25 protein-coding genes are annotated in these 23,670 nt (G+C 69.3%); 6 read left to right on the top strand and 19 right to left on the bottom strand.

Annotated elements, in window-relative coordinates; genetic code table 11:
• Positions 1-74 precede the first annotated feature (74 nt).
• From SK854_RS33225 to SK854_RS33200, 6 genes are all read right to left on the bottom strand, one after another.
• The gene (locus tag SK854_RS33225) at positions 75-737 is read right to left on the bottom strand and encodes a hypothetical protein (protein WP_319979078.1); all 663 of its coding nucleotides are present in this window, start codon (positions 735-737) and stop codon (positions 75-77) included.
• The gene (locus SK854_RS33220) at positions 734-1,360 is read right to left on the bottom strand and encodes a response regulator transcription factor (RefSeq protein WP_319979077.1); all 627 of its coding nucleotides are present in this window, start codon (positions 1,358-1,360) and stop codon (positions 734-736) included. Before SK854_RS33220 ends, SK854_RS33225 begins: the two co-directional genes overlap by 4 nt.
• Positions 1,357-2,508: a sensor histidine kinase gene (locus tag SK854_RS33215; RefSeq protein WP_319979258.1), complete on the bottom strand. Its 1,152-nt coding sequence runs from the start codon at positions 2,506-2,508 to the stop codon at positions 1,357-1,359. The genes SK854_RS33220 and SK854_RS33215 overlap by 4 nt, the downstream gene beginning before the upstream one ends.
• Before the next feature lie 9 nt (positions 2,509-2,517).
• Positions 2,518-3,243: an ABC transporter permease gene (locus tag SK854_RS33210; protein WP_319979076.1), complete on the bottom strand. Its 726-nt coding sequence runs from the start codon at positions 3,241-3,243 to the stop codon at positions 2,518-2,520.
• The gene (locus SK854_RS33205; protein WP_319979075.1) at positions 3,227-4,120 is read right to left on the bottom strand and encodes an ABC transporter ATP-binding protein; all 894 of its coding nucleotides are present in this window, start codon (positions 4,118-4,120) and stop codon (positions 3,227-3,229) included. The genes SK854_RS33210 and SK854_RS33205 overlap by 17 nt, the downstream gene beginning before the upstream one ends.
• Positions 4,121-4,198: 78 nt before the next feature.
• On the bottom strand, positions 4,199-5,107 hold the full coding sequence (locus SK854_RS33200; RefSeq protein ID WP_319979074.1) for a LysR family transcriptional regulator: 909 nt from the start codon (positions 5,105-5,107) through the stop codon (positions 4,199-4,201).
• A 71-nt stretch (positions 5,108-5,178) separates the two neighbouring features.
• Between SK854_RS33200 and SK854_RS33195 the strand changes: the two genes are divergently transcribed.
• Together SK854_RS33195 and SK854_RS33190 are read left to right on the top strand one after the other, a co-directional pair.
• Positions 5,179-6,087: an SDR family NAD(P)-dependent oxidoreductase gene (locus SK854_RS33195; protein ID WP_319979073.1), complete on the top strand. Its 909-nt coding sequence runs from the start codon at positions 5,179-5,181 to the stop codon at positions 6,085-6,087.
• 3 nt (positions 6,088-6,090) lie between these two features.
• Complete coding sequence (locus SK854_RS33190; RefSeq protein WP_319979072.1) at positions 6,091-6,915, top strand: SDR family NAD(P)-dependent oxidoreductase; 825 nt, start codon at positions 6,091-6,093, stop codon at positions 6,913-6,915.
• Here the strand turns inward: SK854_RS33190 and SK854_RS33185 are convergent.
• Entirely contained in the window at positions 6,908-7,498 is a 591-nt protein-coding gene (locus tag SK854_RS33185; RefSeq protein ID WP_319979071.1) for a TetR/AcrR family transcriptional regulator, read from the bottom strand. The genes SK854_RS33190 and SK854_RS33185 overlap by 8 nt on opposite strands.
• A gap of 79 nt (positions 7,499-7,577) precedes the next feature.
• On the opposite strand from SK854_RS33185, the gene SK854_RS33180 reads away from it, so the two are divergent.
• Positions 7,578-7,907 carry an antibiotic biosynthesis monooxygenase family protein gene (locus SK854_RS33180; RefSeq protein WP_319979070.1) on the top strand — a complete coding sequence of 110 codons (330 nt, stop codon included), beginning with the start codon at positions 7,578-7,580 and terminating at the stop codon, positions 7,905-7,907.
• A gap of 3 nt (positions 7,908-7,910) precedes the next feature.
• On the opposite strand, the gene SK854_RS33175 is transcribed toward SK854_RS33180, so the two are convergent.
• On the bottom strand, positions 7,911-8,513 hold the full coding sequence (locus SK854_RS33175; RefSeq protein ID WP_319979069.1) for a DUF305 domain-containing protein: 603 nt from the start codon (positions 8,511-8,513) through the stop codon (positions 7,911-7,913).
• 290 nt (positions 8,514-8,803) lie between these two features.
• Here SK854_RS33175 and SK854_RS33170 point away from each other — a divergent pair, with 290 nt between their 5' ends.
• The gene (locus tag SK854_RS33170; protein ID WP_406601858.1) at positions 8,804-10,207 is read left to right on the top strand and encodes an LVIVD repeat-containing protein; all 1,404 of its coding nucleotides are present in this window, start codon (positions 8,804-8,806) and stop codon (positions 10,205-10,207) included.
• A gap of 16 nt (positions 10,208-10,223) precedes the next feature.
• On the opposite strand, the gene SK854_RS33165 is transcribed toward SK854_RS33170, so the two are convergent.
• The 8 genes from SK854_RS33165 to SK854_RS33130 all read right to left on the bottom strand — a co-directional run bounded on the left by SK854_RS33165 (position 10,224) and on the right by SK854_RS33130 (position 17,384).
• Positions 10,224-11,384: an MFS transporter gene (locus SK854_RS33165; RefSeq protein WP_319979068.1), complete on the bottom strand. Its 1,161-nt coding sequence runs from the start codon at positions 11,382-11,384 to the stop codon at positions 10,224-10,226.
• A complete protein-coding gene (locus SK854_RS33160; protein ID WP_319979067.1) occupies positions 11,385-11,780 on the bottom strand; it encodes a VOC family protein in 396 nt (131 codons plus the stop codon).
• 54 nt (positions 11,781-11,834) lie between these two features.
• The gene (locus SK854_RS33155; protein WP_319979066.1) at positions 11,835-12,965 is read right to left on the bottom strand and encodes a low temperature requirement protein A; all 1,131 of its coding nucleotides are present in this window, start codon (positions 12,963-12,965) and stop codon (positions 11,835-11,837) included.
• Positions 12,962-13,993, bottom strand: a complete 1,032-nt coding sequence (locus tag SK854_RS33150) for an ABC transporter ATP-binding protein (protein ID WP_319979065.1) — start codon at positions 13,991-13,993, stop codon at positions 12,962-12,964. Before SK854_RS33150 ends, SK854_RS33155 begins: the two co-directional genes overlap by 4 nt.
• Positions 13,994-13,997: 4 nt before the next feature.
• Positions 13,998-14,780, bottom strand: coding sequence for an ABC transporter permease (locus tag SK854_RS33145; protein WP_319979064.1), 783 nt, complete (start codon positions 14,778-14,780; stop codon positions 13,998-14,000).
• Positions 14,768-15,607 carry an ABC transporter permease gene (locus SK854_RS33140; RefSeq protein WP_319979063.1) on the bottom strand — a complete coding sequence of 280 codons (840 nt, stop codon included), beginning with the start codon at positions 15,605-15,607 and terminating at the stop codon, positions 14,768-14,770. Before SK854_RS33140 ends, SK854_RS33145 begins: the two co-directional genes overlap by 13 nt.
• A 77-nt stretch (positions 15,608-15,684) precedes the next feature.
• Positions 15,685-16,806 (bottom strand): ABC transporter substrate-binding protein, encoded by a 1,122-nt coding sequence (locus SK854_RS33135; protein ID WP_245822217.1) that lies wholly within the window; start codon positions 16,804-16,806, stop codon positions 15,685-15,687.
• Positions 16,807-16,874: 68 nt separating this feature from the next.
• Positions 16,875-17,384 (bottom strand): HAD domain-containing protein, encoded by a 510-nt coding sequence (locus SK854_RS33130; protein ID WP_319979062.1) that lies wholly within the window; start codon positions 17,382-17,384, stop codon positions 16,875-16,877.
• A gap of 67 nt (positions 17,385-17,451) precedes the next feature.
• On the opposite strand from SK854_RS33130, the gene SK854_RS33125 reads away from it, so the two are divergent.
• On the top strand, positions 17,452-17,853 hold the full coding sequence (locus tag SK854_RS33125; RefSeq protein ID WP_319979061.1) for a PPOX class F420-dependent oxidoreductase: 402 nt from the start codon (positions 17,452-17,454) through the stop codon (positions 17,851-17,853).
• Here SK854_RS33125 and SK854_RS33120 read toward each other — a convergent pair.
• A complete protein-coding gene (locus tag SK854_RS33120) occupies positions 17,848-18,777 on the bottom strand; it encodes a hypothetical protein (RefSeq protein WP_319979060.1) in 930 nt (309 codons plus the stop codon). The genes SK854_RS33125 and SK854_RS33120 overlap by 6 nt on opposite strands.
• 89 nt (positions 18,778-18,866) lie before the next feature.
• Positions 18,867-19,439, bottom strand: a complete 573-nt coding sequence (locus SK854_RS33115; protein WP_319979059.1) for a vWA domain-containing protein — start codon at positions 19,437-19,439, stop codon at positions 18,867-18,869.
• A 131-nt stretch (positions 19,440-19,570) separates the two neighbouring features.
• On the opposite strand from SK854_RS33115, the gene SK854_RS33110 reads away from it, so the two are divergent.
• Positions 19,571-22,450, top strand: a complete 2,880-nt coding sequence (locus SK854_RS33110) for an AfsR/SARP family transcriptional regulator (protein WP_319979058.1) — start codon at positions 19,571-19,573, stop codon at positions 22,448-22,450.
• Here the strand turns inward: SK854_RS33110 and SK854_RS33105 are convergent.
• Entirely contained in the window at positions 22,441-23,640 is a 1,200-nt protein-coding gene (locus SK854_RS33105) for a helix-turn-helix domain-containing protein (RefSeq protein WP_319979057.1), read from the bottom strand. The genes SK854_RS33110 and SK854_RS33105 overlap by 10 nt on opposite strands.
• Positions 23,641-23,670: the final 30 nt, after the last annotated feature.

Here is a 23,670-nt window from a genome sequence, read left to right as displayed (position 1 = left end):
GTGCCACTGGGCAAGGGGGAGTTGCCGCACGCGGCGGGACCAACCGAAGTGGTCCCGCCGCGGGGGATCTCTCCTCAGCCTCCGTTGAGCGCCGCGCTCACCTTCGCGAGCTGCTCCGGGTCGAACGAGGACTGGTTGTGCGGACAGCGGTCGCTGTAGGCGCCGTCGCAGATCCAGACGCCGTCCCGCTCGCGCCAGGTCGCCGGTCCCCACTGACCTTGTCCGGCCAGCATCAGCTCGGCGACCGTCTCCGGCTCCTCGATCCAGGTCAGCTCAGCCAACGCCTCAGCGACGCGGGTGGTCGCGTCCGGTGGCACGTCCGCGTCACCGAGCATCGGGAGAAGCAGCAGCAACGTCCGCGAGTCGGCGGCCACCGCGTCCAGTTCCCGCCACGACAGACCCGGTCCCCTGAAGCAGCCTTCGTCGCTGACCAGTCGAAGCGCCTCGTGCGACGCCGGGTCGTGCAGGAGGTAGTCGATGCCCATGTCGTCCTTGAAGTTGCGGTAGACGACGTGGATCACGCATCCGTTTCCCACGGGGACGGTGAAGACCGGCCAGCGGCTCGTCGACATCAGTTCATCGATCAGTTCCTGAGCCGCGTCCCAGTCCGGTCCGAAGGCCAGTTCCTGCGCCTTCTCGTCGTGCAGCAACGAACTCAGGTGACACGACCAGAACAGCGGCTGCTCCAGGTACTCGTCGGCCTGCGCCAGCGGATCAGACTCATAGCCGGGTATCAACGCCCACTCCCCTTCAACAGCCCGCGTTCGTACGCCACCGCCACCGCCGCCGCCCGGTCTGACACACCCAGCTTGGCGTAGACGTGCAGCAGGTGGGTCTTCACCGTCGCCTCGCTGATGAACAGCGCCGCCGCCACCGCCCGGTTCGTGGATCCCTTGGCCACCAACGCCAGCACGTCGAGCTCCCGCGTGGAAAGCGGTTCCAGCGCGGGCTCCCGCACCTGCCCGAGCAGCCTCGTCGCCACCGCCGGGGACAGCACGGCCTCGCCCGCGTGTGCGGCACGGATCGCGCGTTGCAGTTCGTCGCGCGGGGTGTCCTTCAGCAGGTAGCCGGTGGCGCCCGCCTTGATGGCCGGCAGGACGTCGCGGTCCGTGTCGTAGGTGGTGAGCACCAGGACGCGGCACGGGTGGGTGCGCAGGCGTTCGATCGCGGACAGGCCGTCGGAGCCCGGCATGCGCAGGTCCATCAGGACGACGTCCGGCGACATGGCCGTCACCACGGCGACCGCCTCGTCTCCCGAGGCGGCCTCGCCCACCACCTCGAAGTCCGGTGCGGCGGACAGCATTCCGCGCAGCCCGTCGCGGACGACCGGGTGGTCGTCCACGATGACCAGCCGGATCACGCCGGCACCCGTGCCGAGATCGCCGTTCCCGCGCCCGGTTCGGACTCCACGAACAGCGCGCCGGACAGGCGGTGCACGCGGTGGCGCATCGCGGGCAGGCCGAAGCCGTCCGACGGGCGCGCGAGGTCGAAGCCGACGCCGTCGTCGCGCACGTCCAAGGTCACCACGTCCTCCATGTACGACAGGGTCAGGCCCACGCGGGACGCCGAGGCGTGCTTCGCCACGTTCGCCAGGGCTTCCTGGGCGGTGCGCAGCAAGGCGACCTCCACCTCCGGGTGCATTTCGCGCACGGCTCCGGTCAGCGTCACCGAGACCGGTACGCCGTTGTGCTTCGACCAGCCCGACGCGACGTCGTCCAAAGCTTCGTGCAGGGCCGCCGAGTCCAGGGCGGGTGGTTGCAGGGCGTGCACCGAGCGACGGGCCTCGGCCAGGTTCGAGCGCGCGAGCTCGGCGGCGACCGCCACGCGGCGTTCCCAGTCGGACCCGGTCGCCGCGGACAGCTGCGTGATGATGCCCGCCAGGCCCTGGGCCAGGGTGTCGTGGATCTCGCCCGCCATGCGGTGGCGTTCGTCCTGCACGCCTGCCTCGTGCGCCTGCACCAGCAACTGGGCGTGGAGGCCCTCGTTCTCCTCCAGGAGTTCCTTGCGCAGCCGGGCCTGTTCGGTCGTCACGTGGCCGACGTACGTGAAGGTGCACGCCAGCACCACGAAGACGACCAGCAGCAACCAGAACGCCGCCTGGGCGTCGACGGGATAGCCGCCGAACAACGACAGCGCCGCCAGGACCGCCGTCAGCGCCACCACGATGAACATCCAGCGACCGCGCAAAACCTCGCTCGCGTAGACGTACAGCGCGTAGGACACCACGCCGAACCAGTGCTCCTGCATGCCCAGCACCGCGTAGAACACGACCATGCCACCGATGAACACGGCCATGAGCCTCGGACGGTTGCGCCATCCGGGATGCAGCGTGAACCACCACGCCATCCACGCGAAGCAGCACGCCACCACGCCGTAGGTGAACCAGCGCTGCGCGACCGGCTGCTGACTGAAGACCGAGTACAGCACCGTCGTCACGGTCAGCACGAAGTACGGGATCACGTGGGCGATCGCGACGAGCCTGCGCTCCCACCTGTCCAACGCGGCCATGTCCACGAGCTACTCCCAGCGAAACGTTCTGGCCGCGACCGTACCTGCCACGAGGCTCACCAGCCCCATGATCGCGAGATGCCTCCAATCCGGCGCGGTACCGAGCCACGCCTGCTGCAACGCCTCCACACCGGGAGGCGTGTACGACCCGATCGCCTGGATCACCGAGGGCAGCATGAACCGCGGCAGGTACACGCCGCCGAAGAACATCAGCAGCATGAACACCACCGTCGCCCAGCCACCGGCCGACCGCGCGTTCGGGGCCAGAGCGGCGATCACCAGGCCCAGTGCGAACGTGCCCGTGCCTCCCAGCACCACGGCACACGCCAGGCCGAGTGGATGGTGAGGCAGGTCGACGCCGAAAACGACGTACCCCACGAGCATAAGCAGGAGCACCGACAAGATCACCGCGGCGAAGTTGACCACCATCTGGCCGACCAGCAGCCGCGCCGGGTGCATGGGCGTGGTGGACAGCCGCCGCAGCACACCCTTCTCGCGATACGTGGCCACGACCGCGGGCAATCGTTGCAGGCCGATGAACACCAACGTGAACACGACGAGCGCCGACATGTAGCTGTCGATGAACCGCTGACCGCCGAAGTTCGCGTCCGGTGTGCGCAGCGCCGGAATCGCGCCCAGCACGAGCAGCAACAGGCTGGGGAACAGGATCGCGAACAACGAGTTCAGCCGATCGCGCAGGAACAACCGCGTCTCGATCTCAATGATCTTCAACATGACGACCCCCGGTCAGTTCGACGTAGGCGTCGTCCAGCGAGACCTGGTCGACGCGGAGCTGGCGTGCCACGATCTGCCGCCGTGCCAGCAGGGAGGTCACCGCGTGCAGCAGGTTCTCCGACCCGCTGACCACGAGCTGCTCCCCCACCGACGACACGGAGGTCACTTCCGGCAGCGCCTCCAGCGACGACACGTCCACGGCGGCGGACGGCACGAACCGCACGCGAGTGGCACCGTCCACACGCGACACCAGCGCGGAGGGCGTGTCCAGCGCGACGATCCGCCCGTCGCGGAACACCGCGACCCGGTCGCAGAGCCGTTCGGCCTCCTCCATGAAGTGCGTGACCAGCAGGATCGTCACGCCGGCCGCCCGCACCTCCTCGATCACCGACCACGTGTCCCGCCGCGCCTGCGGATCGAGCCCCGTCGTCAGCTCGTCGAGGATCGCCACCCGAGGCGAGCCGATCAACGCCAGCGCGATCGACAGCCGCTGCTTCAACCCGCCCGACAGCCGCCCGAACTCCACCCCCAGGTGCTCGGTCAGCCCCAGCCGCTCGGACCAGTCCGCCGGCGACGGGTAGAACGACGAGAACAGCGACAACGCCTCGCTGACCCGCATCCGCTCCGGCAGCTCCGAGTCCTGCAGCTGCACCCCGATCGACGCGCGAACGTCCGCGGGCCGCTGCCCCAGCACCGCCACGTTCCCCCGGTCCGGCGTCCGCAGCCCGGCCACGCACTCGACCGTCGTCGTCTTGCCCGCCCCGTTCGGGCCCAGCACGCCGAAGATCTCCCCCTCGGCCACCTCGAACGAGACGGAGTCCACCGCCACGCGGGGCCCGTACCTCTTCCCGAGGTCGCTCACTTCGATGATTGCCATGCCACCAGCGTCGGAGAACGGCGCTCGAAGATCATCGAACGACGAGCGCGACCTGGATCAACCGATCGGTTGATGCCGTCAGTCAGTCTCGAGAACGGTGGCACGCAGAGCAGCGGCCAGGCGCGCCACCGGCTCCGGCAACGGTCCGGGCAACCGCGCGAGCAGCACACGGCGTTGCTCGGCAGGCCCACCCCGCACCGGCAGAATCCGCACCCCGGCGGGAACGACCTCGCTCAGTGACGTGGGAATCGTCGTGATGCCGAGCCCCGCCGCGACCAGCTGCAGCTTGGCCAGCCAGTCCCGCGCGGTGTGCGCGACGACGGGCCGTTCGTCCAGCCCGGGCCACACCCCCATCACCCACGGATCGCCGGGCCCCGCGATCCAGCGCTGGCCTCGCAGGTCTTCGACATCGACGAAGTCGTTGCGCGCCAGCGGATGCATGGACGGAACGGCCACGCGCAGGCTGCGTTCGACGAGGGTGTCGGTCTCCAGCGCGGGAATCTCGTCGTCCGGCGCGCGGAACGGCGGCGCCGACGAGATCAAGGCGATGTCCACCGTGCCCGCGCGCAGCGCGCGCACCAACGCCGGTGTGCTCCCCTCACGCGTGACGACGGTGATCGACGGATGCGTGCGCCCCAACGCCGTCAGCGCCTGAGGGAGCAGCCACGCCCCGGCTGTCGCGAACCAGCCGAGCCTGACGGTGCTCACGTCCTCAGGCAGTCCCGCGAGCTCTCGCGCACCCGCATCGACCTGATCGACCACCACGGCCGCGCGCCGCAACACGAGCCGTCCAGCCGCGGTGAGCCGCACGCCGTCATGCCGCCGCTCCAGCAACGGGACACCGGCCGACCGTTCCAAAGCGGCGATCTGCCGGGACACGGCGGACTGCGTGTACCCCAGAGCCGCAGCCGCCGCGGTCAGCGAGCCGCGCTCGGCCACCTCGCGGAACACCCGCAGCGCCACCAGTGAGGCATCAGCCAGAGACATGACGTTTACGCATACCCCTCTTGACACAATCTCGCTACCCGCATGGCTGAATCGAGCCTAGCGTCGAAGACGTGATCACAACAGAGTTCGGGTTCAGCAGTACCGCCGCCGAGGTCGCCGAGAGCGTCGACCTGACGGGGAAGCGCGTGATCGTGACCGGCGCGTCCTCCGGCATCGGCGTCGAGACCGCGCGAGCGCTGGCCGGCAGAGGTGCCGAGGTCACCCTCGCCGTCCGCAACACCGACGCGGGTGAGAAGACCGCTCAGGACATCGGCGGCGACGTCCGCGTCGCGAAGCTGGACCTGACCGATCTCGCCTCCGTCGACGCGTTCGTCCGCGCCTGGGACGGCCCGCTGCACGTCCTGGTGGCCAACGCCGGCGTGATGGCCGTCCCCGAGCGGTACACCGGCCAGGGCTGGGAATGGCAGTTCGCCACCAACCACCTGGGCCACTTCGCGCTGGCCACCGGCCTGCGCCCGGCGCTCAAAGCCGCCGGCGACGCGCGCATCGTCGTCGTCAGCTCCACTGGCCACATGCTCTCGCCGGTCGTTTTCGACGACGTCAACTACGCGTTCCGCACCTACGACGCGTGGACCGCCTACGGCCAGAGCAAGACCGCCAACGTCCTGTTCGCGGTCGAGGCGACCCGGCGCTGGGCCGGGGACGGCATCACCGCGAACGCCCTCATGCCCGGCGCCATCTTCACGAACCTGTCGGCCCACCTCGGCATCAAGGAGAGCGACGTCGACCTCAACACGATCAAGACGCCGGAGCAGGGCGCGGCGACGTCGGTCCTGCTGGCCACGTCACCACTGCTGAACGGCATCGGGGGCCGCTACTTCGACGACTGCAACGAGGCTCAGACCGTCGACGGCCGCGGCGAGGCCCCGCCCCTGCACGGCGTCGCCCGCTACGCCCTCGACCCGGACAACGCCGACCGGCTGTGGACGTACTCCGAAACCCTCCTCGCGAAGGCCTGAGACATGACGACCGCACTGATCACCGGTGCCACCCAGGGCCTCGGCCTGGCGCTGGCCGAGGGGCTCGCCCACCGCCTGGAGCCCACCGACACCGTCTACCTCACCGGCAGGGACATCGAGAAGATCACCTCCGCCGTCCAGTCCATGCCAGGCGATGGCGCGAAGGTCCGCGGTGAACTCCTGGACGTCGCGGACCCCGGTTCCGCCGCGAAGCTCGCCGCCCAGATCCACGACAGGCACGGCGGAATCGACGTCGTCTTCGGCAACGCCGTCATGCGCGTCGGCCCCGACGACGACCCGCGCGAGATCATCGACAATTACACCGAGGTCAACAACTTCGGCACCACCAGGCTCCTGAAGGCGTTCGCACCGCTGCTCAACGACAACGGCCGGCTGATCGTGGTCGCCAGCTCGCTCGGCACCCTGCACCACCTCGCACCGGTGCTGCACAGGCACTTCACGAGACCGTCCTCTTTGGACGAGCTGGACGCGCAGGTCGCCCGCTGGCGCGACGCGGTGAAGGACGGCCGGGCGCGCTCCGGAGCGTGGCCGGGATTCGTGAACATCCCGTCGAAGATCGGCCAGGTCGCCGCCGTCCGCGTCCTCGCGCAGGAACGCCGCGAAACCGACCTCGCCCGAGGCGTCCTGATCGCGGCGGCGTGCCCGGGAATGATCAACACGCCGACATCGGCGCTGTGGTGGGACGTCAGCACCGCGCCCACGCCGGCCCAGGCCGCGACGGCGTTGCTGGATCTCGCCCTCGGCCCGCTCAAGGCGGAGCACTACGGCGAACTCGTCCGCCACGGCGAGGTCGTGCCGTTCAGCTGATGGGCTTGTCCAGCCCGTGCACCACCTGGTCGAGCAGCGTCCGGATGACGGCCTCGTTGTGCTCGTTGCGGCCCGGCGTGATCATCCGTGACGTCGCCTCGACCATCGCGTGCACGAGCATCGCCCGCAGCGCCGCGCGCTCCACCCCCGCCGTCCTGAAGACACCGACCAGCGGCGCCAGCAACCGTTCGTGCTCGGCCCTGATCTGCTCGCGCGACGAGTCCGGCAACGTGTGCGCGGACAGGGCCACCACCGCCCCGTGGCTGCCGTCGGTGATGATCGCGAGCTCGGTGCGCAGGTACGCCTCGATCTTCTCCGGCACGGACGAGGCGTTGTTGACCGCGTCCTCCAGCTTGTCCGCCCACTCCGGCAGCGCGTCCGTCACGATCGCGGCGACCAGTTCCTCACGCGAGCGGAAGTACTCGTAGAGGCTCGGCCGCGACAGCCCGACGCGTCTGGCGAGCGACGCGAGCGTCAGCGCCTCCGCTCCCTCGGTCGCCACGATGTCCCGCCCGGCGTCCAGCAGGGCGCGCAACCGGTTGGCGCGATGCTCCGCGACGGTGTCTGCGCTGATCCTCGGCACATCGGGATCGTATCGCGCTTGATTTCCCGACGGGGAGTTGGAATAGTTCCCGACAGAGCGTCGGAATCAAGGAGGGCCCATGTTCATCGCGACGAACCGGCTGTTCGTGCCCGCCGAGCGGGCAGAGGAGTTCGAAGCCCACTTCCGCGACAACATGCGCACGTTCCTGCCCGGCGTCCCCGGTCTGCTGCGCAGCACGCTGCTCAAGCCGACGAAGGACGACCAGCCGTACGTGTCGGTCAACGAGTTCGAGTCCGAGGACGACTTCCGCGCCTGGGTCAAGTCCGACTCGTTCCGCGAGGCCCACAAGCGCAATCGCGGCATCGCCCGGCACGTCACGGGCAACGCCGTCGAGACCTTCCAGCACGCCGAGGACATGGTCCTGCCGCGGCAGCGCACCGAACAGTAGGGCCTACAGCTCCGTCAGGAGCTTCTTCATCCTCTTGATCTCGTCGTCCTGGGTGGCGACCACGTCGTCCGCCATCTCCTCGACCTGAACGTTGGTCCCGGAACCGCGCACGTCGGTCGCCATCTTGATCGCACCCTCGTGGTGCTTGATCATCAGCTCCAGGAACATCCGGTCGAAGTCCTTGCCGCGCGCGGCACCCAGTGCGTTCAACTGGTCCTGCGTCGCCATGCCCGGCATCGACGAGTGATCACCGTGCGTGCCGATGGCGTTGAACGTCCGCTGCCACTGCTTCATCGCGCCGATCTCCGGCTCCTGGCTGAACCGGATGCGGTCGGCCAGGCCCTTCACGGTCTCGTTCTCCGCGCGATCGGGGGCGAAGCGCGTCATCGCGAGCGCCTGCTCGTGGTGCGCGATCATCATCGCCACGTACTCGCGGTCGGCGTCGTTCGGCGGCGCCTCGACCCTGCCCGTCACGTCCGAGGGCGCGACGGTGGGCGCGGAGCCGCCGGGAGTGTCCGGTGCGATGACCGGTGCGGCGGCGGGCTCGGACGTGCAGCCGGCGAGCAGCGCGGCCGCCGCGACGAAGACCAGGACCCCAGAACGCATGCTTCGGACAATACAGTCCGCCACCCCGTGATCCAGGCCGCGCGACGTGGCATACAGCCGGTGACGCCGCGAAACCGGACAATTACTCCATGACGTAAGTCTGACATTTCAACTGTGGACAAAGAGTGCAGAACCCTCCGAAAGACGCTGGCCTTTAGCAAGGCGAAAGGGTGATACTCCCCCTCACCAACCCGTACCGAGGGGGTACAGCTGTGACTTCACGCGAAACGGCCCGGCGGCGCAGAACGCCTTTCGCGATTCTGGGGGCCCTCACGCTGACGCTGTCAACGTTGACGGCTCCCGCGCTCGCAGAGCCCGATCTTCCCGCCGACGGCAAGGGGCTGAGCGAGGCCCAGCTCGAGTCCCGGGCGGAAGGATCCAACGCCCTCCCCGGCGTCGACGAGATCAGCCGCAGCCGCAACATGGTCCCGGTCGCCCACCTGGACAAGCAGGCTCCGCTCAGCTCGACGCAGACCGACATCGCGTTCCAGGACAACTACGCGTTCGTCGGCAACTACGACGGTTTCGTCATCTACGACGTCCGCAACCCGAAGAAGCCGACGATCAAGAGCCAGGTCCTGTGCCCCGGCTCGCAGAACGACATCTCGGTCTACGGGAACCTGCTGTTCCTGTCGACGGACTCCTCGCGCAGCGACAACTCCTGCAACAGCGTGTCCCAGCCCGCGACGATCAAGGAGTCGTGGGAGGGCATCAAGGTCTTCGACATCAGCGACAAGAGCGCACCCCGCTACGTCGCCGCCGTCGAGACCGCCTGCGGTTCGCACACCCACACGATGGTGCCGAGCAAGAACAAGAAGGACGTGTACCTCTACGTCTCTTCCTACTCGCCCAACGCCACGTTCCCGGACTGCCAGCCGCCGCACGACAAGATCTCGATCGTCAAGGTCCCGGTGAAGAACCCGGCCTCCGCCTCGCTGCTCAAGGCGCCGGTCCTGTTCCCGGACGGCGGCAACGCCGGCACCCCCGGCACCATCGAGACCGGCTACACCTCGGCCACCTCCGGCTGCCACGACATCACCGTCTACCCGCAGCTCGACCTCGCGGCCGGCGCGTGCATGGGTGACGGCGTCCTCTGGGACATCTCCGACAGGGAGAACCTGGTGGAGATCAACCGCGTCCAGGACGACAAGCACTTCGCGTTCTGGCACTCGGCGACCTTCAACAACAGCGGCACCAAGGTCGTCTTCACCGACGAGCTCGGTGGCGGCGGCGCGGCGACGTGCAACGAGAAGATCGGCCCGAACCGCGGCGCCAACGGCATCTACGACATCGTGGGCAAGGGCAAGAACCGCAAGCTGGTCTTCAAGTCCTACTACAAGATCCCGCGCATGCAGGGCGACACGGAGAACTGCGTCGCGCACAACGGTTCGCTGATCCCGGTGCCCGGCAAGGACATCATGGTGCAGTCCTGGTACCAGGGCGGCATCTCGGTGTGGGACTTCACGAACTCGGCCAAGCCGCGTGAGATCGGCTTCTTCGAGCGCGGCCCGATGCCGAACGGCGCGGGCGGCGGTACGTGGTCCACGTACTGGTACAACGGCTACATCTACTCCTCGGAGATGGGCCGCGGCTTCGACGTCATCGACATGCGCGACCCGCGCACGTTCGTGGCGAAGCTGTTCCGCACGGACGAGCTGAACGTGCAGACCCAGGGGAACTTCTACCGCGGGTAGACGCTTCCCTCTCAGATCAGCGCGGCTGCCGGCGTTCGGCAGCCGCGCTGACTGCTGTCAGGACCAGGGTCACCGCCACACCACCGAAAACGGCCCAGACCGGCGAGCCGACGTCCATCGCCCACGCGGCGACGACCGCGGTGAGCCCGTAGCCCGCGCCGGTCACCGCGTACATCATCGAGAACCCCGCAGCGTGCGCGCCGACCGGAAGCCGTTCGCGCAACGCGAGACTGCGCGTCACCAGCACACCGGACTGGAACAGCCCGGCCGCGAGCAACGCGCCCGTGATGCCCGGCAGGTTCGGGAACAACGCCAGCGCGCCGACGCACGTCGCGGTGACGACGAGCAGCACCAAACCCTGTGTGCGCAACGATCCCGGCCACGGCCGCAGCCCGTACAGCACCGCGCCGAGCGCGCTGCACGCCGCGAAACCCATGAGCAGCGGTCCGATCCAGCCGATCCCGATCCCCCGGTGCTCCAGCAACGCGGGCAGCACGAGTTCCGCGACCGCCAGCTGTGCCAGCGCCGCCGCACTCACGAGGTAGATCGGCCAGGCCGACGCCACGACACGAGGTTTCGCCGTGCCGGAACGGGACGTCACGTGCCCGCGCGGCAGGATGAACACCAGCCAGGCCGCCACGACGACCAGCGACACCGACACCACGACGGGCGCGCGGTGGTCGACGCTCAGCGCCAGCACGGTGACCAGCGCGGGCGCCACCGCCCACACCACCTGCGTGATCATGGCGTCGAAGCCCATCGCCTTGGGCACCAACGAGTCCGGCACCAGCCCGAGCAGCATCGCCCGCAGTCCGCCCGGTGTCGTCGACGGCCCGGCGCCCGCGACGAACGCCGCGATCGCCAGCACCGTCACGTTCTGCGTCAGCGCCAGCGTCGTGAACGCGCCCGCGCCGACGACCAGCCCGATCGACAGCTGCCCGCGCATCCGCGACGGGTCGAGGAAGAGCCCGAGCAGCGCGGCGCCGAGGATCTCGCCGAGCACGTAGACGGCGACCAGTGACGCGGCCAGCACGTACCCGCCGGGCAGTCCCCTGGTCAGGAACACCATCATCAGCGGCGTCATGGACATCGGTAACTTCGCGGCGACCGTCACGACGGCGCACGCCAGCACGTCCCGGTTCGCGAGGTCGCGGTACCCGGCAGCGGAGATCGTCATCTATTCGCCCAGCTCCTGGAACAACGTCAGCTGCAACCCGGCAGGCGCGGCCAGCCGGGCGTTGAGCGAGTTCCACGGCGTGCGCGTCGGTTCCGCGATCACCTCGGCACCGGCGGCTTCCAGCGCACGGGTGGCCGCGGCGGAGTCGTCGACCTCGAAGGCCACCCGGACGTGCCCGGCGACGCGCTTGCCGACCTCGACCTGGTCGATGTACTCGGCGTGCGGCGGATCGGTGATCTCCAGCGTGGCCCTGCCGGCCTCCAGGATCGTGACCCGCCCGCCGTCGGACGTGAACGCCGCCCGTTGCTCGAGGCCGAGCACGTCGCGGTAGAAACGCAGGGCCTCTTCGTAGTCGTCAGCGGTGACGACCAGGCGGAGTTCACGGACACCGGTCATGGCGACGATCATCGCACCACCGGTGTCAGAAGGACGAGAAGACGCGAAAGTGCCTCACACCGCCACGTGCTGATCGGCCGACTGCACCAGCCGGCTCGCGATGCAGAGGACCAGCACGATCCCCGCCGTCACGTGGATCGGTGCCGGTCCGAACGTCGCCGCCAGCACCGCGAGCGAGCCCAGCGGCAGCAGGTACTTGCGGATCCCCGACTGGTCGTGACAGTCCTGCACGTACCAGACGCACAGGAAGAACACGGCCAGCGGCACCGTCGTGAACGCGGCGACCGTCGTGCCCGGCGCGTGCGAGAGGTGCAGGTCGTAGTCGACGCTGGCGGCGAGGCCGGCACCGAGGGCGGCGATGGAGCCGAGGATGAAGAAGTGCGCGTAGCCCCACAGGAACGCCTTCTTCAGGTTGTGCAGGTGGGACGGCGCCTCGAAGTAGATCCACCACACCGAGAACACGATGATCAGCGAGGCCACGGCGAGCGAGATGAGGTTGACGCCGCTGTCGAAGCCCTTCTGGAACGCGAGCGTGGCGGCCAGGATCGACTCGCCGAGCACGATCAGCGTGAACAGGCCGTGCCTCTCCGCGATGTGGTGCGGGTGCCAGGTCGTGGCGGCCGTCCGCTCTGCCCAGGCAGGGATCAGCAGCTCGGCGAGCATGCCGAGCACCCAGAGCCCGACCGCGAGGCCCGGCGGCACGAAGAGCCACAGCACCCACAGCACCTGCATGACCGCGATGCCGCCCGCGTACCGGTACGCGCACGCCTTGTGCGCCGGGTTGTCCCGCGCGGCACGCAGCCAGTGCGCGACCATCGCGAGCCGGATGACGATGTAGCCGCCGACGACGATCCGGTAGTCCTGGTGCTCGAAGACGGCGGGAATACCCGCCGCCACCACGAGCACGCCGGCGATCTGGACCATCGTGATGATCCGGTAGAGCGTGTCGTCGTTGTCGAACGCGCTGGCGAACCAGGTGAAGTTCAGCCACGGCAGCCACAGCGCGAAGAACGCCATGCAGAACGCCAGCACACCTGCACCGACGTGGTTCTCCGACACCGCGTGGTGCAACGAGGCGGCGGCCTGGGCGACCGCCACCACGAAGCTGAGGTCGAACAGCAGCTCCAACGGCGTCGCGACCCGGTGGGTCTCCGCCGTGTCGCGAGCGAGGAGCTTCTTGATCATCCCGGCACCACCATGATTCGTGATTCGCTGAGGTCGAGCGCGACCCGCGTGCCGGGCTGGTAGGCGGAGGCGGTGTTGGAGGGCTGGTCGATGCGCAGCACCTGCTCCCCCACCCTGACCGAGATCCGCGTGACCGGCCCGAGGAACGACTGGGTCAGCACGTCGCCCACGATCTTGCCATTGGAGTCGCCGTCGTGCGCGGAGACGCCGATGTCCTCGGGACGCACGATGACGCGAACGTCGCTTCCGGACGGCTGGTCGTGCGACGCGGCCACCGTGACACCGTTCACCACGACGGTCTGGCCCTCCGCCTTGGCCTCGACGCTGTTCGTCACGCCGACGAACTGCGCCACGAACGCCGTCGCGGGCTCCCGGTAGACGACCGACGGGGTGTCGAGCTGCTCCAGCCTGCCGTGCGACATGACGCCCACGCGGTCGGAGACGGCAAGCGCCTCCTCCTGGTCGTGCGTGACGAACAGCGTCGTCATGCCGAGCTCCGTCTGGATGCGACGGATCTCGTCCCGCAGGTTCACGCGGACCTTGGCGTCCAACGCGGACAGCGGCTCGTCCAGCAGCAGCACGCGCGGCTGGATCGCGAGGGCGCGTGCCAGCGCGATGCGCTGCTGCTGACCACCCGACATCTGGTGCGGGTAACGGCCGCCGAGGTGTGCGAGGCCGACCAGTTCCAGCAGCTCGGAGGTCCGCTTCGTGTCACCCTTGCGCAGCTTCAGGCCGAACGCGACGTTCTGCGCCGCGGTCATGTTCGGGAAGAGGCTGTAGGCCTGGAAGACCATGCCCATGTCCCGCTTGTTGGCCGGCACGCGAGTGATGTCCTTGCCGCCCACCGTGACCGTGCCGGAGTCGGACGTCTCGAAGCCCGCGACGATGCGCAGCGCCGTCGTCTTGCCGCAGCCCGACGGGCCGAGCAACGAGACGAGCTCGCCCTCGGCCAGTTCCAGGTCCAGACCGTCCAGAGCGATGTTGCCGCCAAAGGACTTGCGCAGTCCCGTGAGTTCCAGATGACCCATGTGCTTACTCCTCGACCACGGTCTGACGGCGCCGCTGGCCGACGTAGGAAAGTGCGAACAGGAGGACGAACGCGAAGATCAGGCACAGCAACGACACCGCGATGGACACACCCGCGTTGCGCTTGCCGAGCAGGTTGACCTGCACCTGCAGCGTGTCGAAGTTGAGCAGCGACGCGATGGTGAACTCGCCGAGCACCAAGGCCACCGAAAGCAGCGACGCACCGATCAGTGCGACGCGGATGTTCGGCACGACGATCTTCCACAGCACCGTGAACCACGACGCGCCGAGGCTGCGCGCGGCCTCGGCCAGCGTCTTCAGGTCGATCGCGGCGAGACCGGCGTCGACCGCGCGGTAGGCGAACGGCAGCACCAGGATCGTGTACGCGAACGTCAGCGTCAGCGGTGAGTCGCCGAGGAAGAAGTTCACCCACGCGTAGAGCGGCGCCATGCCGACCACCAGCACGATCGCGGGGATCGCCAGCGGCAGCAGGCACAGGAACTCGACGAGCCGCTGCAACTGGGGAAGCCTGAGGCGGATCCACGCCATCGTCGGCACGAGCAGCACCAGCATCAGCACCGCCGAGGTCACCGACAGCAGCAGCGAGTTGACGAGAGCCTCCATCAGGCCCTCGTCGTCGACGATGGACGTCCACGAGTCCAGGCTGCGGCTGCCGCCCTTGCCCCGCGTGGAGAACTCCGCCATCGCGATCAGCGGCAGGATGAAGTAGACGCCGAGGATCAGCAGGATGATCGTGCGCAGGACGCGCTGCTTGACTAGCGAACCCACTTGGCCACCCTCTTCTGCAGCAGCACGTTCACGCCCATCGCGATGCTGACCACGATCACCATGCCGAGGCCCAGCGCCTTGCCCAGGTTCTCCTGGCCGAGCACGACCTCGCCGGTGAGGAAACCGCGGATCTGCAACGGCACGATCGGGCTGCCCTGCGAGACCAGCGCGGCGGCCGTGGCGTAGGCGCTGAAGGCGTTGGCGAACAACAGGAGCAGCGCGCCGAGGAACGGCGGCGTCAGGATCGGGCCGCCGACGTGCCGCCAGTACGTCCAGCTCGTGCCGCCGAGGCTCGCGTTCGCCTCACGCCACTGCGGGCGCAGGCCGTCCAGCGCGGGCAGGAACACGATGACCATCAACGGGATCTGGAAGAACGTGTAGACGAGCGTCAGGCCGGGCAGGTCGAACAGCCACGCGCTGCCGGCGAACAGGTCGATGCCAACGTTGTCACGCAGGAACTTCGTGACGAGACCTTCGAAGCCGACCGTCGCGAGGAACGCGAACGCCAGTGGCACGCCACCGAACTGGGCGAGCACACCGCTGCCCGCGACGACGATCCGGCGCAGCATCCCGTCGGGGTTGCCGACCGCGATCGCCCACGTGAGCAGCGCGCCGAAGATCGCACCGATGACCGCGGTGAGCGCGGACAGCTCGATGCTGCGCACGAAGGCGTCGAAGACGACACCCGTGAAGAGGGTCGTGAGGTTGCCGAACGTGAACGCGCCGTTGGAGTCCTGGAAGGCGCCGAACAGCACGAGCACCGTGGGGTAGACGAGGAAGGTGCCGACGAACGCCAGGAACGGCACCGCGACGAGCCAGGCGGCCACAGATGGCCGACCGGCGGCCCCACCCTTGCTGGGGGTAGGACCGCCGGGCTTTGCCGCCGCTACGGGAGCGACTGAGGTCATCCGATGGCCTGCGCCCAGGTCGCGGTGAGAACGGCCTTGGCCTTGTCGGCCTGCGCCTGCGTCTGGAACACCTGCTTGCCCTCGGTCTTCGGCAGCTTGTCCTTCGCCGCCTTGTCCGCCTTGTCGCCCATCTTGTCCAGGCGCACCGGGCGGGACATGCCCTTCAGGTACAGGTTCTGGCCCTCGTCGGAGTAGAGGAACTCCTGCCACAGGCGCGCGGCCGCGGGGTGCGGCGCGTCCTTGCTGACGGCCTGGTTGTAGTAGGCGCCGATCTGCGCGTCGGCCGGGACGACGACCTTCCAGTCGAGCTTGCCCTTGAGCTTCTCGGTCTGGGCGGCGTTGGTGTAGTCCCAGTCGATGACGACGGGCGTCTGACCGGACTCGATGGTCGCGGGCGACGGGTCGACCGGCTGGAAGTTGCCGGCGGCCTTGAGCTGCTTGAAGAACTCGACACCGGGGGCGATGTCGTCGGCGGAACCGCCGTTGCCCAGCGCCGCCATCATGACGCCGGAGAACGCGGCACCGGCCTGCGTCGGGTCGCCGTTGAGCGCGACCTTGCCCTTGTACTCGGGCTTGAGCAGGTCCTTCACGCTCGTCGGCGCCGGCACCTTCGCGGCGTCGTAACCGATCGACATGAAGCCGCCGTAGTCGCCGTAGTACGCGCCGTCCGCGTCCTTGAGCTCCGCGGCGATGTCGTCCCACGTGCTGACCTTGTAGGGGGCGAACAGGTCCTTGTTGGCCAGCGCCACGTTGAGCCCGAGGTCGAACACGTCCGGCGCGCGGTCGTTGCCCTTGAGCTGCTTGGCGGCGTTGATCTCCTCCTGGCTGGACGCGTCCGGCTGCGCGGAGTCGACCTTGATGCCGTACTTGGCCTCGAAGGCCTTGATGATCTCGCCGTAGTTCGCCCAGTCCGGGGGCAGCGCGATGACGTTGAGCTTGCCCTCCTTCTTGGCGGCCTCGACCAGCTTGTCCATGCCGCCGAGCTCACTCGCCGACTTCGCGGTTCCGGCGGCACCAGCCGGCGTCTCCTTGGCGGGCGGGGCGCCACAGGCGGCCACCGCCAGCACCAACGCGCCGACGCCAATCAACTTCGTCGTGACGTTCCCTCGCTTCAGCACCAGCGGAGGATTGGCTCGGGATGCTTTCGTTGTCAAGCCAGCCGCGCCGGTTGAGACCTTCTCGACTCCTACCGTGAATTCTCGGCGTCCCGGGGGTTGCCGCCGAATGCTTCGCGGGCTTCACTCAGGTGTTGTGCCGAGATCCCGGTACCGGGATCGACGTGGATGAGCGCGGTGGTCAGGTGCCGTCGCTTGTGGACGAACTCCTCGCGGCGCGCGGAGTGGAGCCCGAAGTCGTCGTCGAACCAGACGAGGGGCCGTTCCCACGCGTAGCGCGCCACCGCCGGGTACTTCCAGCCGGTCGCGTCGTGGAACTCGACGACCTTGAGCGGCGGAAGGCCCAGACGCGGTCCGATCTCGGTGTTCGCCCGATGCAGCCACGTCGTGGCCCACGCGAGTTCGGCGCCGGTGTCCTCCGCCAGCCGTCTCAGTTGGTGGCCGTGGTCCGGGTCGAGCCAGACGCGGAGCCTGCGGCGCCAGCCCGCCTTGATCTCGAACAATCGGTAGTTGTCCGGCTTGGGGTTGGCGGCCCACGGGTGGAGCGGGCCGTCGACGTCGAGCAGGATCAGCGGTCTCACCCCGTCCAGCATGCCCGGCTTGGCCGCCCGGTGGTCGAAAACGCGCGCGCCTGTTCGTATAGAGGGCATGTTCACCGACGAAGAGATCGCTTACCTGCGCGAACAGCCCCTGGCCCGCCTCGCCACGATCAACGAGGACGGCTGGCCCGACGTGGTGCCGCTGGCGTTCGAGTACGACGGCACGCACCTCTGGGTCGGCGGTGCGGGCGACCAGGTCAGGAACACCCGCAAGTTCCGCAACATCACCGCCGGTCGCCGCAAGGTCTCACTCGTGGTCGACGACCTGGTCTCGTTCACCCCGTTCGTCGCGCGGGCGATCCGCGTCTACGGCACCGCCGACGACCCGGAGGCCCGCACCGGCATCGTCGGCCCCGGCGTCTACTGCCGGATCACGCCTACCAGGGTCTGGGCGTGGAACATGGCGGGCGAACCGGCGGGCGAGACCTGGTACGAGCCCCGCCGGTCATGAGGCCCGGCGCGCCGAGCAGACCGCCGCGCTGCCCCACCGGGCGCCGTAGAGCAGCCCGGGCAGCAGCCGACGGAACCGCAGGTGGATCTCCCCCGCCCGGTCCACGGACTGCGCCGTCCCGGTCGGCTCGGCCTCGGACCGCAGCACCCCGTCGAACGCCCGCACCAGCCTCTTGCGGTCGTGCTCGAACCGCACGCGCAGGTCGAACACGTCGCACGGCCGTTCGGGCACATGCAGCACGCACGGACGCATGGCGTCGCGGTGGGACAGCCGGTAGCGGATCGCGAAGTCGTGGATCTCGCCGCGCCCCAGTGGTTCGGCCGGGACGAGCCGGAAACCAGGCCGTTCCAGGTTGCCCCGGTCCTGCAACGTGCCTCCGTACAGGAGCTGCGCCTCCACGTCCCGCCGGTGCACGGGGAACGCGGCGGCGAAGTCGAACGAGGTCACCCCGTCCTCGTTCACGACGACCTGGTAGCGCTCCAGCACCTCCGGCCGTTCCTGGTCCAGCATCACCGCCACGGCCAGCTCCGCGGTGTGCCAGCCGCCCACGTCACGACGCATGGTCGTCGCGGCGAGCTCCGCCAGCTGCTCCACGGCGTCGTCGACGCGCCGGCGCACGGTGCGGGCGTCGCGGTCGATCGTGGCGGCCAGCCAGCTGACGCGCTCCTGGTAGAGCGGGTGCCGGACGTCCGAGACGAGGCCGAACGCCACCCGTGCCGCGAGATGCAGGTCCTCCGGGAGCTGCTCGACCAGCTCGGTCAGCCGGGTGACCAGCTTCTGCTTGGCCGCGACCGCCCCGTCGGCGCCGGTGATCCCGCACGCCGCGGCCAGCGCCGGACCGATCTTGTCCCCGATCCGTCCCGCGTGCACCCCGCGTCCCTTGCGGAGGGTCTTCAGCTCCTGCACCAGGCTCGTCGTCGTCATCCCCGGTTCTCCTCACCTTGCGTGCTCACGTGCGGCGGAGGCAGGTTGCGTCGACCATGTGGACGAGAAGTGGACACGCCGTGGATCGGTCAGACGTGGTCCGGCCGCAGCACCGTCCGCGCCACCGACGAGGCCAGCGCGATGCCCAGCCGCACACCGTCGCCGCCTAGGAAGACCCGCGAGCGGCCGATGCGGCCGAGCGCGGACTGGTCGACGGCCCCGAGCCCGAACGCGATCATCTCCGGGCACGACGTCGTGGCGCTGAGCCGTTCCAGCGCGGCGGGCCAGGCGGGATCCGTGGCCCTGCCGTCCGAGACGAAGAACAGCATCGGGCGGCGCACCCGCATCCGCTGCGCCTTCAAGCTCTCCACGTCGCGCTCGATGACGGTGCGCACGAGGGTGAACGCGGATCCGAAGTCAGAACCCGATTCCTGGCGCGGTCGAATAACTTCGACCGGGTCGAGGGCGGGGGCCAGAGGGTGCACGACCAGCGGTCGTTCCGCGAAAACGACCACGCAGAGCCGAATCTGGGTACCGCGGCGGCGATCCGCGTGCACCACACCGCGGAACTCCCGCATGCCGGCGTTCACCTCGTCGATGTGGGCGGCCATCGAGAAGGACACATCGCACGCCACGTAACAAGGCAACACCTCACGGTCCATGCCGTGCACCGTTACCGGATCGCGTTGATCAAACGTGGACAAAAAGCTGATTCGGTGACACGCAGACGGGACTCTGCGCGACATTCCACCCAGACGGAAGCTTCAGACCGGGAGGCGGCGTGGAATTTCGAATGCTGGGTCCACTGGAGGCGTGGCACGACCACACCGCCATACCGTTGGGGGACCAGCAACAACGCTTCATCCTGGTCGTACTCCTGTTGCACGCGAACAAACCGCTGTCACCCGAACGGATCACCGAGATCGTGTGGCCCGACAACCCGGAACGCCGCACTCTCGTGCGCGGCTACATCAACAAGCTGCGCAAGACGTTCGACGGAACCGACGCGGAGATCGAGCGAACGGCCACCGGGTACGTGCTGCGCGTCAACGAGGACCGGATCGACACGGTCCGCTTCGACCGGCTGCGCGAGGAGGCGGCGCTCGCCCAGCAGGACAACGACCAGCGCCGGGCCATCGACCTGCTGCGCGAGGCGGTGACGTTGTGGCGCGGGCGATTCCTCGAGGACATCGACGTCGACAGGGTCGGCGGCGCCGAGGTGTTCCCGCCGACCGAGAGCTACCACGACGCGCTCGGCGACCTGGCCGAGCTGGAACTCGTCACGGGCGACCACCGGTCGGCGAGGGACCGGATGCGCCGCGCCACCCGCACCTCCCCCGACCACCAGAAGTACGCCGAGCTCCTCATGCGGGCGTTGATCGCCGGCGGCGACGGCGCGGGTGCGATCCGGGTCTTCGACACCGCGTCCGCCGCGCTCGCCGAGTCCGGCATCGAGCCCGGAACCGTGCTGCGCAACCTCGCGGAACGCGCCCGGCGCGGTGAACCGGCCAGCACGCTGCCGTCCCGCCCCGGCGCGTTCACCGGCCGCTCCGGCGAGCTGGACAAGATCGCCGCGGCTGCCGCGGGGTCGGACGAACGACGAGCCGTGTGGATCAGCGGGCCGCCCGGCGTAGGGAAGTCCGGCCTGGCCGTCGAAGCCGCGCACCGCCTGCGCGACCGGTTCCCGGACGGCCAGCTCCTGGTGCGCCTCAACGGTTTCACGCCGAACGTGGCGCCGATGTCCGTCTCGGACGCGCTGGACCAGCTGCTCACCGATCTGGGCGTGCCCGCGGAGCAGATCCCCGACACGGTGGGCCGCAAGGCGACGATCTACCAGTCGCGGCTCTACGGGACGAAAACGCTGGTGGTGCTGGACAACGCGGCGTCACCCGAGCAGATCCGGCCGTTGCTGCCCGAGACGCGCGACTGCTTCGCCGTCGTCACGAGCAGGAAGATGGGCGAGCCGGACATCAGCGAGCACGTGCGGCTGGCTCCGATGCCGGCCGGAGACGCGTCCGCGCTGTTCCAGAGGCTGACGAACGGCTCGTCGCGCGTGCGCGGCAGGTCCGCGGATGTCGCTGGGCTCGTGAAGCGCTGCGGCTACATGCCCGTGTCGATCACCATCGCGGCCGCGTTGCTGCGCAAGCACGACAGGTGGTCGCTCGACTACCTGATCGGCCAGCTCGACGACACCGGGGCGTGGCGGGAGGACGGCGCCGCGATCCACGCCTCCTACCGGCAACTCGACGCCGACCAGCAGCAGGTCTTCCGCCTCTTCGGACACCTGCCGGGGCCCGACGTGGACATCGTCGGCGCGGCGGCGCTCATCGGCAGCGACATCGCCGCCACTCGCAAGCTGCTCCACGACCTGCACGAGGTCTGCCTGCTGGAGGAGGTCGCGCCGGAGCGTTACCAGATGCTGGACTCCATCAAGGAGTTCGCCGCTCTCGAACTTCCGTCGGCGGAGGCGTTGGAGCGCCTGCTCGACTTCTACCTCGTGACGCTCGCGGACGCCGTGAACGTCGCGTACCCGTTCGACCGCGCCGCCCTGCCCTCCGTCGAACGGGAAAGCCCGCAGAGCCTTCGGTTCGCGCGCGAGGACGAGGCGATGGCGTGGATCATCGCCGAGCGCGACAACCTGATGGCCGCGATCAAGCAGGCGGACTCGGACCGCGCGTGGCTGCTCGCCTCGTTGATCTGGCGGCACTTCAACACCGCGAACCGGATCGACGACTGGATCGACGCCGTCAGTTCCGTGCGACCGGACGACGACTACGGCCGGGCGCACGTGCTGTATCGCCTGTCCATCGCCAATGACCGGCGCGGCCGGCACACCGAGGCGGTCGGCCTCGCCGAGCAGGCGCTGGCGTGCTGGACCCGGCTGGGCGACGTGCCCGGTGAGGCCGCGGCGTTGTGCGCGATCGCCGTCTCGGAGATGCAACTGGGCCGGCACGACGAGGCGGCGAGGCATTTCGAGGCCGCGCTGCCGAAGTACGAGCAGTGCGGGGACGCGCGCGGCCAGGGGCACGCGTTGAGCTCACTCGGCTACCTCAACGAGCAGCACGGCAGGTACGACGTCGCGGTGGCACAGCAGGAAGCCGCCGTGCGGTTCCTGCGGGAGAGCGGCCACCAGCAGGGACTCGCCCACGTGCTGAACAACCTGGGTGCGAACCAGCAGCACCTGGGGATGCTCGACGAGGCGATCCTCCATCACCTGGAGGCACACGAGATCGCGGTCGAGCTCGACGACCTCTGCGTGGCGGCCTACGCGTTGACCAACATCGCCGACGCCCACCGCCTCGCGGGCAGGTTCCCCGAAGCGTTGCACCACCACGACCTCGCGACCAGGGCCGCCACCGGGCTGGTCGACGCGGAACTGCAGGGAAGTCTCCTGCGCGACCGGGCCGCCACGGAGAAGGACCGCGGCCGGCCGGGCGCGGCGCTGCGGCTCTACCAGGAGTTGCTGGACGTGGCCGCAGGTACCGGCAACCGCACGCAGGAGTCGTACGGCCAGATCGGCGCGGCAAGAACGTTGCACGCCATGAGCCGGCACGCGGAAGCCGTGGCGCACTGGGACGCGGCCGAGGCCGTGTACCGCGAGCTCGACCAGCCGGAGGCCGAGGAGGTGCGGCGGGAACGGGCAGGGCTGACGTGCGCGTGCGGTCAGCGGTGAACGAACAGCCGTTTCAGGTCGGGGTAGACCTCGCGCACGGCACCGTGGTTGTGCCACCGGCCAAGGGTTCTGGCCAACTGCCTCAGGTCCGTCCGCACCGTCGCGGAGTCCACGTGCGCCGCGTCGTCCAGGACGAGGGTGAGCGTGCGGCAGCTCTCGTCGACCTCGCCCGACAACGCGAGAGCGAGCGAACGCCGGGCGCCGAACCTCGCCAGGCTGCGCCGGGACGTGGCCGGCACCAGCGCGAGCTGCCGGTCCAGCACGACCGCGGCCTCGGCGTTCAGCCCGAGATCGGACAACGCCCAGCCCCTGGCCAGTTCGAGCGGGTCGGGGGCGGTCGACCCGAGCACGGGGTACGGGCTGTCCGGCGACGCGGCCTCCAGCTGGTTCGCGGCACGGTCGAACGCGCGTTCCGCGGCACTCCGGTCGCCCGCGAGCGCGTGGCCCTGCGCCTCACGCCGGGCGGCCAGGGCGAGGACGCGTGAGCCGGCCCTGCCGATCCACTGGGCCTGCTGGGCGAGGTTGATCGTGGCGGACGCGTCCTGGCGGTAGAGCGCGAGACCCGCCTCCCGCACGAACGCGTAGCTCGCGATGTCCGGATCCCCTGCCGCACGGGAGAGTTCGGAGGCGTGCCTGGTCCACCACAGCGCGCCCTCGTCGTCCCCCGCCTCCTGGCACATCCAGCCGGTGTACTCGGCGATGCGCGCCGCGAGCAGGAGGAGCCGGGTGCCCACCGGTCCGGCGTTCTCGCGCGCCAGGCCGTGCACCGTGTGCTGCAGGGCCTGCAGCGGTTCGAGCAGCACCTGCGGACTGGTGCGCAGCCCGAGGCCCCTCATCTGTTCGAACGAGGTGCGCATCCCGGCGATCACCTGCTCGTCCAGCACCGGCCGCCGCCCGCCGCCCGTGAGCGCGCCGACGCCGAGCATCGTTCCGGCCACCAGCACCTGACGCCGGCCGAGACCCCTGACGTCGCGCGGGGACGGCCCGTGGACGGCGGCCTCGACCAGCCGGCCACCGACGTCCAGCACGCCGTCGCACAGCCGCGCCAATGTCGGGGTCGGCGGTTTGAGGTCGTTCTCGATCTTGCTGAGATAACCCTTGCTGTAATGGATCAGCTTGGCCAGCTGTCCCATCGACAGTCCCGCCGCGACGCGGTGCGCCCGCAGCAACTCACCAAAAGTTTCGGACACGATTGCCTCCCGCTCCGGCGTCTTCCGAGT

Origin of the sequence: Lentzea sokolovensis, from assembly GCF_033949975.1 — a bacterium.
Taxonomy (GTDB): Bacteria; Actinomycetota; Actinomycetes; order Mycobacteriales; family Pseudonocardiaceae; genus Lentzea; species Lentzea sokolovensis.
This window is presented reverse-complemented; position numbering and strand designations above follow the sequence as displayed.

What these genes read in the sequence shown, in the direction of transcription:
- SK854_RS33215 (WP_319979258.1), bottom strand. Translation starts at nt 2,508, where the DNA reads ATGGCCGCGTTGGACAGGTGGGAGCGCAGGCTCGTCGCGATCGCCCAC.
- SK854_RS33210 (WP_319979076.1), bottom strand. Translation starts at nt 3,243, where the DNA reads ATGTTGAAGATCATTGAGATCGAGACGCGGTTGTTCCTGCGCGATCGG.
- SK854_RS33205 (WP_319979075.1), bottom strand. Translation starts at nt 4,120, where the DNA reads ATGGCAATCATCGAAGTGAGCGACCTCGGGAAGAGGTACGGGCCCCGC.
- SK854_RS33200 (WP_319979074.1), bottom strand. Translation starts at nt 5,107, where the DNA reads ATGTCTCTGGCTGATGCCTCACTGGTGGCGCTGCGGGTGTTCCGCGAG.
- SK854_RS33190 (WP_319979072.1), top strand. Translation starts at nt 6,091, where the DNA reads ATGACGACCGCACTGATCACCGGTGCCACCCAGGGCCTCGGCCTGGCG.
- SK854_RS33180 (WP_319979070.1), top strand. Translation starts at nt 7,578, where the DNA reads ATGTTCATCGCGACGAACCGGCTGTTCGTGCCCGCCGAGCGGGCAGAG.
- SK854_RS33175 (WP_319979069.1), bottom strand. Translation starts at nt 8,513, where the DNA reads ATGCGTTCTGGGGTCCTGGTCTTCGTCGCGGCGGCCGCGCTGCTCGCC.
- SK854_RS33165 (WP_319979068.1), bottom strand. Translation starts at nt 11,384, where the DNA reads ATGACGATCTCCGCTGCCGGGTACCGCGACCTCGCGAACCGGGACGTG.
- SK854_RS33160 (WP_319979067.1), bottom strand. Translation starts at nt 11,780, where the DNA reads ATGACCGGTGTCCGTGAACTCCGCCTGGTCGTCACCGCTGACGACTAC.
- SK854_RS33155 (WP_319979066.1), bottom strand. Translation starts at nt 12,965, where the DNA reads ATGATCAAGAAGCTCCTCGCTCGCGACACGGCGGAGACCCACCGGGTC.
- SK854_RS33150 (WP_319979065.1), bottom strand. Translation starts at nt 13,993, where the DNA reads ATGGGTCATCTGGAACTCACGGGACTGCGCAAGTCCTTTGGCGGCAAC.
- SK854_RS33125 (WP_319979061.1), top strand. Translation starts at nt 17,452, where the DNA reads ATGTTCACCGACGAAGAGATCGCTTACCTGCGCGAACAGCCCCTGGCC.
- SK854_RS33120 (WP_319979060.1), bottom strand. Translation starts at nt 18,777, where the DNA reads ATGACGACGACGAGCCTGGTGCAGGAGCTGAAGACCCTCCGCAAGGGA.
- SK854_RS33115 (WP_319979059.1), bottom strand. Translation starts at nt 19,439, where the DNA reads ATGGACCGTGAGGTGTTGCCTTGTTACGTGGCGTGCGATGTGTCCTTC.
- SK854_RS33110 (WP_319979058.1), top strand. Translation starts at nt 19,571, where the DNA reads ATGCTGGGTCCACTGGAGGCGTGGCACGACCACACCGCCATACCGTTG.